This window comes from Salipiger marinus (genome assembly GCF_035481585.1).
In the GTDB taxonomy this organism is placed as follows: domain Bacteria; phylum Pseudomonadota; class Alphaproteobacteria; order Rhodobacterales; family Rhodobacteraceae; genus Salipiger; species Salipiger marinus.
Window position 1 is genome coordinate 183,508 of sequence record NZ_JAYKSL010000008.1, and the last position, 9,355, is coordinate 192,862.

Annotated in this window: 8 protein-coding genes; 1 reads left to right on the top strand and 7 read right to left on the bottom strand. The window is 68.0% G+C overall.

The genetic code is table 11. The annotated features are described in order from the left end of the window. Window positions 1-131: 131 nt before the first annotated feature. The 5 genes from VK682_RS12940 to VK682_RS12960 form a co-directional block, all read right to left on the bottom strand. Window positions 132-1,373 (bottom strand): extracellular solute-binding protein, encoded by a 1,242-nt coding sequence (locus VK682_RS12940; RefSeq protein ID WP_230797137.1) that lies wholly within the window; start codon window positions 1,371-1,373, stop codon window positions 132-134. Between the two features lie 73 nt (window positions 1,374-1,446). Next, on the bottom strand, window positions 1,447-2,265 hold the full coding sequence (locus tag VK682_RS12945; RefSeq protein ID WP_089844472.1) for a carbohydrate ABC transporter permease: 819 nt from the start codon (window positions 2,263-2,265) through the stop codon (window positions 1,447-1,449). Next, the gene (locus tag VK682_RS12950; RefSeq protein ID WP_230797136.1) at window positions 2,262-3,146 is read right to left on the bottom strand and encodes a carbohydrate ABC transporter permease; all 885 of its coding nucleotides are present in this window, start codon (window positions 3,144-3,146) and stop codon (window positions 2,262-2,264) included. The genes VK682_RS12945 and VK682_RS12950 overlap by 4 nt, the downstream gene beginning before the upstream one ends. Beyond that, complete coding sequence (locus VK682_RS12955) at window positions 3,143-4,222, bottom strand: ABC transporter ATP-binding protein (RefSeq protein WP_324782036.1); 1,080 nt, start codon at window positions 4,220-4,222, stop codon at window positions 3,143-3,145. The genes VK682_RS12950 and VK682_RS12955 overlap by 4 nt, the downstream gene beginning before the upstream one ends. 21 nt (window positions 4,223-4,243) lie before the next feature. Next, entirely contained in the window at window positions 4,244-4,888 is a 645-nt protein-coding gene (locus VK682_RS12960) for a TIGR00725 family protein (RefSeq protein ID WP_165616729.1), read from the bottom strand. Window positions 4,889-4,942: 54 nt separating this feature from the next. Here VK682_RS12960 and VK682_RS12965 point away from each other — a divergent pair, with 54 nt between their 5' ends. After that, complete coding sequence (locus tag VK682_RS12965; protein WP_089844465.1) at window positions 4,943-5,665, top strand: DeoR/GlpR family DNA-binding transcription regulator; 723 nt, start codon at window positions 4,943-4,945, stop codon at window positions 5,663-5,665. A 9-nt stretch (window positions 5,666-5,674) separates the two neighbouring features. Here the strand turns inward: VK682_RS12965 and VK682_RS12970 are convergent, their stop codons facing one another. Both VK682_RS12970 and VK682_RS12975 read right to left on the bottom strand, forming a co-directional pair. After that, window positions 5,675-7,030: an HlyD family type I secretion periplasmic adaptor subunit gene (locus VK682_RS12970; protein WP_230797134.1), complete on the bottom strand. Its 1,356-nt coding sequence runs from the start codon at window positions 7,028-7,030 to the stop codon at window positions 5,675-5,677. Window positions 7,031-7,061: 31 nt separating this feature from the next. Next, window positions 7,062-9,260 (bottom strand): type I secretion system permease/ATPase, encoded by a 2,199-nt coding sequence (locus VK682_RS12975; RefSeq protein ID WP_230797133.1) that lies wholly within the window; start codon window positions 9,258-9,260, stop codon window positions 7,062-7,064. Window positions 9,261-9,355: the final 95 nt, after the last annotated feature.

The window sequence follows — 9,355 nt, forward strand, 5'->3', positions numbered from 1 at the left end:
GCGCGCGGCAGGGCGCGGGGTCTGCCGCATCCGCTCCGCCCGCGCAGCAAAAAGCCCCCGCGCGGCGATGCGCGGGGGCTCGGTCTGGTGGCGGGGCTTTGGCGCCGCAAGGGCGCGGCGCCCGGCCCGGATCACTTCATGCCAAGCTGCAGGCGCAGGGTTTCGGCCAGATCGGTGATCGTCGGCTCCACTTCGGCGCCCTCGGTCACCTCGACCAGCGCTGCCGCGATCAGGTCGGTGACGGCCACGCCCTCGGCGCCGGGGAAGGCGTACCAAGGCCCGGCATGGTCGGCGACCTGCGCATGGGCGGTGCGGGCATTGGCGTTTTCGGCATAGTAGCTGCCCAGATAGGCCGAATCGTCCAGCACCAGCTTGTTGGCGGGGGCATAGCCGGTATTTTCCACGATGATCTTCTGCCCCTCGGGCCCGGTGACAAAGGCGATGTAATCCCACGCCGCCTGCTGCTTGGCGGGATCCTCGGTCAGCATCACGATGGCATTGCCGCCGGTGGGGAAATAGACGTTCTCCTCTGCCGCCACGGGCAGGGGTTTCACCGTGACGTCAAAGCTGTCGCCCGCGCCTTCGGTGAAGCGGGTCAGCAGCGACGAGCTTTCGAACATGATCCCCAGCGTCCCCGCCGGAAAGGCCTGCCGCGCGTCGTTTTCCGACATGGAGGACATGCCTGCCTCGGTGGCGAAGCGCTGGTAAAGACCTGCCGCTGCCAGCCCCGCCGCGTCGTCGAAGGTGATGTCGGATTCGTCCTCGGTCATCGGGCGCCCGCCATGCGAGCCCAGAAGCGACTGGAACCGCCAGTCATGGCGCGCGATCCAGACGCCTTCGGTGGTGTCCGACAGCGCGTCGATCATGGCGGCAAGCTCGATCACCCCGTCAAAGCTGGTGGGGAAGTCCTCCATCGACCCGCCCGCCTGTTCGACCAGAACCGGGTTCACATACATCACCAGCGTCGAGGCGGAGGTCCCGAGCCCCCATTGCGTGTCCTCGAACCGGCCCAGCGACAGCAGCGCGGGCGTGTAGCCCGCCGCTTGCGGATCGGCGGGCAGGAACGGGTCGAGCGGCTGCAGCACGCCCCGGTCTTCCAGCACGCGCCACAGGTTCAGCCCCACATAGGCGACATCCGGTGCGGTGCCCGCCACATGTTCGCGCAGCAGCCGCTGGGCGCCGTCCTCGTAGCCCTCGGCGGGACCGTCCAGCGTCAGCGTGACCTCGGGATGGGCGGCCATGAAGGCGGCGGTCAGCTTGTCCTGGGTTTCGGTCCAGATGGTGGGGATGGCGTAATGCACGCGCAGTTCGGTTTCGGCCAGCGCCGCGCTGGCGGACAGGGCCAGACCTGCGGACAGGATCAGGTGTTTCATGACATTCCTCGGAAGGTTGCGGGAGATAGGAAAGGGGGGTGGGGACGGGCCTTTGGCCTCTTCTGCTCGGGTCTCATCGTTTCAGCCCCGTGCTGGCCAGCCCTTGGGTGAAGCGCCGCTGCGCCAGCAGGAAGGCCAGCACCAGCGGTGCGGTGACCAGCGTGGCCCCGGCCATCAGCGGGCCGGGTTCGTCGCCGCTTTCGGCATCGCGGAAGTAAAGGATGCCGCGCGGCGGGGTGGCGAGATCGGGATCGGTGACGGCGATCATCGGCCAGAACAGGTCGTTCCAGTGCGCGGTGACCGAAAAGATCGCAAAGGCGATCACGGTGGGCAGGGCCAGCGGGAAGGCCACGCGCCAAGCAATCGCCAGTTCGGACATGCCATCGACCCGGCCCGCATCGATCAGCTCGGCGGGGATCTGGGCAAAGGCCTGCCGCAGCAGGAACAGCCCGAAAGCGGTGGCGGCAAAGGGCAGGATCAGCGCCGTGTAGCTGTCCAGCATCTGCAGCCGCGCCATGCCCAGAAAGATCGGCAGTGCCGTGACATGGAAGGGCACCAGCAGGGCCGCCACCACCGCCCCGAACAGCAGCCCGCGCCCCGGAAAGCGGCGATGCGCCAGCGCATAGGCGCAGGGCACGCTCAGCACCAGCTGCAGGATCAGGATGCCCCCGGTGACCAGCACGCCGTTCAGCAGGTAGCGCGGAATGGCGGTTTCGGTCAGCGCGCGGCGGTAATTCTCCAGCGTGGGGTTCTGCGGCAGCAGGCTGACATGGGGGGTGAAGATCTCGGCATGCGGTTTCAGCGAGACCGAGACCATCCAGACGAAGGGCAGCAGCACCAGCACCGCGCCAAGCGCCAGCAGGCCGAAGCCAAGGATCAGACCCGGTCTCATCGGTAATGCACCCGGCGTTCGACCAGCAGCATCTGCAGCGCGGTCAGCGCCAGCAGCGCCAGAAAGAACACCACCGTGATGGCCGCCGCGTAGCCTGCCTTGAAATAGACGAACCCCTCGCGATAGAGCGCGTAGACGATGGTGTCGGAAGCGAAGGCGGGGCCGCCTGCCGTCATCGTGGCCACGGTTTCAAAGACGCGGAAGGCGCTGGCGGCGGTGACGATCATCACAAAGAGCGTGGTCGGCCCCAGCATCGGCCATGTCACCGACCAGAACCGGGTCCAGCCGCGGTCTGCGCCGTCAACGGCTGCGGCATCGTAAAGCGTGGAGGGAATGGCGGCGAGCCCGGCCAGAAACAGCACCATGTTGTAGCCGGTGCTCTGCCAGATGCCGATGCCCGCCAGCGTGTAAAGCACCAGCCCGCGGTCCGACAGCCATTGCTGCCCGGGCAGGTTCAGCGCCTGCAGCCATGTGTTGGCAAGCCCCAGCGAGGGATGCAGCAGCATCTGCCAGCTGACCGCCATGGCCACCAGCGTTGCCGCGACCGGCAGGAAATACACCGCCCGCAGCAGCGCCGACAGGCGGGGCAGGCGGGTGGCCATGCCATGCAGCCCCAGCGCCACCAGCAGTCCCAGCCCGACCGAGCCGGGGATGACGATGGCGGCATAGGTCAGCGTGTTCAGCAGCGCGTTGCGCCCCAGCCGCGACCCGAAGAGCTGGGCGAAATTGGCGCCGCCCACCCAGTCGGCCTGCGCTGCCCCCACCTGATAGTCGGTGAAGGCCAGCCCGAAGACCACGCCCACGGGCAGGAAGATGAACAGCACCACGGCCAGCGCGGCGGGTCCGACCAGCAGCAGGTCGGTCAGCGCGGCGCGGATCATGACAGCACCTGCTGGCGCAGGCCGCAGGCATCAAAGCCATGCAGCGCCTCGGGCGGGGCGGTCAGCCGCACGCTGTCGCCCGGCTGCGGCAGTGCCGCCCCGCCGCGCAGCACCATGCGCAGCGCGGTGCCACGGTCGTCCTGCAGGCTGAGGATGGTTTCTTCGCCATGAAAGGCGCGGGAGCGGACCACGGCCTGCAGCGGGCCATCCGCCTGCAGCCGCAGATCCTCGGGGCGCACGCCCAGATCCAGCCCCTTGCCCGCCGGGTGCAGGGCGGCAGCAGGGCCTTGGGGCAGGATGTTCATGCGGTGATGGCCGATGAATTCGGCCACGGCGCGCGTGGCGGGGGCGTGAAACAGCTGCTGCGGCGTGGCAACCTGTTCGATGCGCCCGGCGATCATCACCGCCACCCGGTCGGCCATGGACAGCGCGTCGGACTGGTCATGCGTGACGATCAGGAAGGCATGGCCGGTGTCGCGGTGCAGGGCGCGCAATTCGTCGCGGGTGTCGGCGCGCAGCTGCGTGTCGAGATTGGACAGCGGCTCGTCCAGCAGGAAGGCCGCCGGTTTGCGCACCAAGGCCCGCGCCAGCGCTACGCGCTGCTGCTGGCCCCCCGACAGCTGGCCGGGCTTGCGCGCCAGCAGCGGCTCCAGCCGCAGCATGGCGGCGACGCGGCGCACCTGCGCGTCGATGTCCTCGCGGGTGCGGCGCACCGCGCCACTGAACCGCGCCGCGCCGGGCAGCCGTCCGGCCACCGACAGATGGCGCAGCCGCAGCGGCATGGCGATGTTCTGATAGACGCTCAGATGCGGATAAAGCGCATAGGACTGGAACATCAGCGCGATGTTGCGGGCGGCGGCGCTGTCGCGGGTCACGCAGCGGCCCTGCATCAGCACCTGTCCTTCGCTGGGCCGGTCCAGCCCGGCAAGGATGCGCAGCGTGGTGGACTTGCCACAGCCGGAGGCCCCCAGCAGCGCCACGAATTCGCCCTGACCCAGCGCCAGCGACACGTCGGTGATTGCGGTCGTGTCGCCGAAGCGCTTGGTCACGCCGTCCAGCGCAAGGGCGGCGGTCATGTCCGCACCATGTAAGATATGTTACACATGATCCGGGCTCCGCGCCTGATCCAGCAGAGCGGCCAGCGTCAGATCCACCGCCTCCGCCACGGTGCGGGCGGGGCGCACGCCGTCGATCTGCGGCGCATCCTCCAGCGTGATCACCGGCTTGTCGAAATGCAGCCCATAGGCGACCTCGCTCAGCGTGCCATAGGATCCGCCGATGGCGACCAGCACCCGCGCGGCGCGGGCAATGACCATATTGCGCCCCTCGCTAAGCCCGGTGGGCAGGGCGATGCTGACAAAGGGATTGGCCTCGGCGGGGTCGGTGCCGGGCAGGATCCCGATCATCAGCCCGCCCGCAGCCTGACAGCCCTTGCTGGCTGCCGCCATGACACCGGTTTTTCCGCCACAGATCAGCGTGATGCCATAGCTGCCAAGCGCGCGGCCCACCGCCTCGGCGGCCTGTTCCTGTGCGGGGGTTGCGGCGCGCGGGCCGATGACCGCCACCACCAGATGCCGCAGCGATGCCTGCTGCGCCAGCGCGGCAAACGCCTCGGTCAGCGATACGCTGCGGCCCGGGGTCGCGGGTGCGGGCTGGCGCTGCCATGCTGCGGGGGTGATCCGGTGCCCGCCAAAGCACAGGCTGCCATCCTCTAGGATCCGGGTGTCTTGGGTGATTGTCATTCGTCTTCCACCGTGTAAGTTATCTTCCATATGTCAGGGGAGTGACACAGAAATATGACACTGCATCGCAAGGACGCCCTGCGCAGCGACCGCCAGACCGTGATCCTCGAACAGGTGGCGGAGACCGGCTATGTCACGATCGAGGCGCTGGCCGCGCGCTTTGGCGTGTCCACGCAGACCGTGCGCCGCGACATCATCGCGCTGGCCGAGAGCGGGCGGCTGCAGCGCTTTCACGGCGGGGCGGGACCGGTCGGCGCCACCGAGGCGGCGCGGCTCGACCATGGCGCCAAGCGCGAGATCGGGCGGCCGGAAAAGGCGATCGTCGGGCGGCGCGCCGCCGCCATGGTGCCCGACGGGGCGGCGGTCTTTCTGGACGTGGGCACCACCATCGAGGCCTGCGCCCGCGAACTGGCCCGGCGGCAGGGATTCGTGGTCTTCACCAATTCCATGCGCGCGGCGATGGAATTCGACCCGGCCCTGCACGAGGTGCATGTGCTGGGCGGTCGGATGGCGGGGCGCGACGGCTCGCTGGTGGGCGAAGGCGTGGTGGAGATGCTGCGCAACGTGCGTCTGGACGTGGCGCTGATCGCCTGTTCGGCGGTGGAGGAGGGCGGTCAGGTGATGGATTTCGACCTGTCGAAGATCGCCGTCAAGCGCGCCGCCATGGCCGCCTCGAACCGGTCGCTGCTGCTGGCCACGCGCAGCAAGTTCGGGCGCCGCGCGCTGGGCACCATCGGCCCGGTCGACCGGTTCGACGCGCTGGTGACGGAAGACTAGGCGCGGGGATCAGGGTTCGCGGATCGCCTCGTCGCTGTAGCGGTAGAGCGGGGACAGCAGGAAATCGATGATGCGGCGGCGCCCGGTCTTGAGTTCCACCGTGACGGCCATGCCGGGGGCCAGCGCCACGTCGCGGCCCTCGGCATGGATCGTCGTGCTGTCGAGCCGGATGCGCGCGTCATAGACCAGCCCCACGCCCTCCTGTTCGATGGCATCCTGCGAGATCGACACAAGCCTGCCGTGCAGCGTGCCGTAGCGCGTGAAATTATAGGCCTCCAGCTTCACCTCCACGGGCAGACCTTCGCGGAGGCGGCCCATGTCCTTGTTCTGCAGCGTCGCGCGAATTTCCAGCGGTGCATTGTCGGGCACGATGACCATGATCGGGCGCGCGGGTTCGACCACGCCGCCTTCGGTATGGATGGCCAGCTGCTGCACGGTGCCGGTGACGGGGGCGCGCAGGATCTGCCGCTCCATCCGGGTCTGCGCCCGGTGCAGCGCAAGACTGATCTGTGCCAGCGCGGTTTCCGCCTCGTTCAGCGCGGCATAGGCCAGCCGCAGCCTGTCGGCCAGCAGATAGGCCAGCTCGCGCTCGATGGCGACCAGCGCGGTATCGGCCTCGGCCAGCCGGTTGCGCTGGATGTCCAGATCATGCGTGGCCTCGATCATGCTGGCCTGCACCTGCTGCATCTGCGGTTTCGAGGTCAGGCCCTTGTCAAACAAAGTGCCGGTCGACGCCTCGCGGTCGCGCAGGATCGGCAGGATTTCTTCGCTTTTGGCCAATTCCGCCATGGCGGAGGCGCGGGCCGACAGGCGGCGGCTGCGCTCGGCCTCGATGCTGGCGCGTTCGGCCTCGAAGGCGGTGATGTCGCTGCGCAGCTGGGTTTCGTGGATGCGCCGCAGCGTGGCCGACGCGCCGGTGCCGCTGCCGTCGAAGGGCTGCGGATCGCCCAGAAGCACCGCGATATAGGCGGAGAGCCGCGCGGCTTCGAGCGCCTGTTCGACGTGCTGCTGGCGCAGCTGGTCCAGATCGACTTCGGCCTCGGTCGGGTCCAGTTCCACAAGGATCTGTCCTGCCGTGACCTTCTGCCCGTCGCTGACATGGATGGCCCGCACCGTGCCCAGTTCCAGCGGCTGGATCAGCTTGCTGCCGCCCACCGGCACCGTGCGCCCGGGGGCCACCGCCACCACATCGACCTTGCCGATCACCGCCCAGCAGATGGCCGCAACAAACATCGCGGCAAGGATCAGCGCCAGCGCCCGCCCCGCCGGATTGGCCGGGGTTTCAAGGATTTCGAGGGCCGCAGGCAGAAACTCGCGCGCCTCGCCTGCGGGGGAGGGGGGCTTTGCCGTCAGGGCGCCGGTCATCGGGGAGATCTTGCCAGGAAGGGTCATGGGGTCACGCTGCGCTGACGGTTTCGCCGGACTGGATCCGCCACAGCCGGGCATAGGCCCCGCCGCTGCGGATCAGCTCGTCATGGGGGCCATCCTCGACCACGGCGCCGCCCTGCAGGGTGATGATCCGGTCGGCATGGCGCACGGTGGACAGCCGGTGCGCGATGATCAGCACGGTGCGGCCTTCGCAGATCTTGCGCATGTTCTGCTGGATGATCCGCTCGGATTCGTAATCCAGCGCCGAGGTCGCCTCGTCAAAGATCAGGATGCGCGGATTGCGCACCAGCGCCCGCGCGATGGCAAGCCGCTGCCGCTGGCCGCCCGACAGGTTGGAGCCGCGTTCGCCCACCAGCGTGTCATACCCTTCGGGCAGTTCCGAGATGAACTCCTCGGCCCCGGCCATGCGCACCGCCGCCACCACCCGGTCGAAGGGCATGCCCGGATCGCTGAGCGCGATGTTTTCCCGCACCGACCGGTTGAACAGCAGGTTTTCCTGAAGCACCACGCCGACCTGCTGGCGCAGCCAGCCCGGATCGACGGTGGCAAGGTCGATGCCATCCACAAGCACCCGTCCGGCGGCGGGCACGTACATGCGCTGCACCAGCTTGGCCAGCGTGGATTTGCCCGATCCCGAGGGCCCGACCACCCCCACCACCTGACCCGGCGCAATATCGAGATCGATGCCTGTCAGCACGTCGCGCAGATCGGGGCGGTAACGGAACCGCACCTGATCGAAGCGGATGCGGCCTTCGACCCGTTTCAGCGTGGCGCGGTTGGGGTTGTATTGCGGTTCGGTCGGGGTGTTGAGGATGTCGCCCAGCCGTTGCACCGACAGACGCGCCTGCTGGAAATCGTTCCACAGCTGCGCCAGCCGCAGGATCGGCCCGGTGACGCGCCCGGCCAGCATGTTGAAAGCCACAAGCTGTCCCACGGTCATCGCCCCGCCCACCACCGCCAGCGCGCCGAAATAGAGCGTCAGCGCGGTGGTGATCTTGCTGATGAGCTGCGTTGACTGGCCCGCGATATTGCCAAGGTTGGCGGTGCGGAACGACGCGCCCACATAGCCCGCCAGCTGCTCTTCCCAGCGGCGCTGCGACTGCGGCTCCACCGCCAGCGCCTTCATCGTTTCCATGCCGGTGACGCTTTCGACCAGAAACGCCTGATTGCGGGCGCCGTGTTCGAATTTCTCGTCAAGCCGCGCGCGCAGGATCGGGGTCACCACCAGCGCCAGCACCACATAGAACGGGATCGACCCCAGCACGATCAGGGTCAGCATCGGGCTGAAATACCACATGACCGCGAAGAACACGCCGGTGAACACCACATCCAGCAGCAGGGTCAGCGTGGATCCGGTGATGAAATCGCGGATGTTTTCCAGCTCGCGCACGCGGGCGACCGACTGGCCCACCTGCCGGGATTCGAAATAGGCCAGCGGCAGCGCCAGCAGGTGCCGGTAAAGCTTGGCCCCCAGTTCCACGTCGATGCGGTTGGTGGTGTGAGAAAAGATGTAGGTCCGCAGCCCGCCCAGCACCACCTCGAACACCGACACGACGATCAGCGCAAAGACCAGCACGTCCAGCGTGGTCATGCCGCGATGCACCAGCACCTTGTCGATGATGACCTGAAAGAACAGCGGCGTGACCAGCGCCGCAAGCTGCAGGAAGAACGACGCGATCAGCACCTCTATGAACAGGCGGCGGTATTTCAGGATGGCGGGGATGAACCACGAGATATCGAATTTCGACCCCTTGCCGCCCAGCGTCGCGCGGCGGGTCACAAGGATCACCCGCCCGGTCCAGTTGGCGCGGAACTCTGCCGTGCCTTGGGTGGTCACCTGTCCGCTGCGCGCGTCCAGCAGCAGCAGCGCCCCGTCGCGGACACCCCCCAGCACCATAAAATCGCCCGAGGTCATTTCCACGATGGCGGGGGTGGGCAGGCGGGCAAGCTCGTCCGCGTTGCTGCGCAGCAGGCGGCCCTTCAGGTCCAGCCGCTTGATCGCCCGCACCATGGCCTCGGCAGAGATGGGGCGGCCCGGTTCGGCATATTGATGGCGCAGCTGCTGGTCATCCGCCGGAAGCCCCAGCATCTGCAACAGCCGCACGAGGCAGATCAGTCCGGTATCCGGCCCGGTGTCGCGGGGGTCATCGGCATCGGGCGCCGCGTCGATCCACTGTGCCGATCCTTGAGGCGTGGTCCTGCGCATGTCGGGTCTCCTGTCGGGGCGGATCTTTTGCTGGCCGTATCCTGTATACAGGAATGCATCGCGAAGGTCACAAGGTCATGTCAATCGCGGGTGGG

Bases quoted from the DNA above. Each gene is read 5' to 3' on its own strand.
- VK682_RS12940 (WP_230797137.1), bottom strand. From the start codon at position 1,373: ATGAAACACCTGATCCTGTCCGCAGGTCTGGCCCTGTCCGCCAGCGCG.
- VK682_RS12945 (WP_089844472.1), bottom strand. From the start codon at position 2,265: ATGAGACCGGGTCTGATCCTTGGCTTCGGCCTGCTGGCGCTTGGCGCG.
- VK682_RS12950 (WP_230797136.1), bottom strand. From the start codon at position 3,146: ATGATCCGCGCCGCGCTGACCGACCTGCTGCTGGTCGGACCCGCCGCG.
- VK682_RS12955 (WP_324782036.1), bottom strand. From the start codon at position 4,222: ATGACCGCCGCCCTTGCGCTGGACGGCGTGACCAAGCGCTTCGGCGAC.
- VK682_RS12960 (WP_165616729.1), bottom strand. From the start codon at position 4,888: ATGACAATCACCCAAGACACCCGGATCCTAGAGGATGGCAGCCTGTGC.
- VK682_RS12965 (WP_089844465.1), top strand. From the start codon at position 4,943: ATGACACTGCATCGCAAGGACGCCCTGCGCAGCGACCGCCAGACCGTG.
- VK682_RS12970 (WP_230797134.1), bottom strand. From the start codon at position 7,030: ATGACCGGCGCCCTGACGGCAAAGCCCCCCTCCCCCGCAGGCGAGGCG.
- VK682_RS12975 (WP_230797133.1), bottom strand. From the start codon at position 9,260: ATGCGCAGGACCACGCCTCAAGGATCGGCACAGTGGATCGACGCGGCG.